The organism is Bartonella sp. AA81SXKL, assembly GCF_042196945.1.
GTDB lineage: Bacteria > Pseudomonadota > Alphaproteobacteria > Rhizobiales > Rhizobiaceae > Bartonella.
This window is the reverse complement of the sequence record NZ_JBHIRH010000139.1, coordinates 685-929: the sequence shown is the minus strand read 5'-3', so window position 1 is coordinate 929 and position 245 is coordinate 685. Positions and strand designations below refer to the sequence as shown.

The following is a 245-nucleotide window of genomic DNA, read 5'->3' as shown; positions in this document are numbered from 1 at the left end:
TGGAGGATATTTGTCAGAAATGAGAGCTTTTTCATAAGAGGATGTTTTTTGAGGAATGTGCTTATACCAATCATAACGAACCCCAGGTGCCACGCGGAAATGATCATCGGCAAAGCCAATTTGATTTTCCAAAGCAAAACCAAAATTGTAGCTGTTTGTATCCGGTGAATCTGATCGATTAGCAGGCAAAAAGGCACATCCCTGTGCATATTCTTTCAAATGACAATTGTCTTTACCTAATAGAT

The 245-nt window shown here is 38.8% G+C and carries 1 protein-coding gene; it reads right to left on the bottom strand.

Annotation, left to right across the window (positions count from 1 at the left end):
* On the bottom strand, positions 1-245 hold a 245-nt coding region (locus ACFINZ_RS10135), incomplete at both ends, for a TonB-dependent receptor domain-containing protein (protein WP_375701443.1).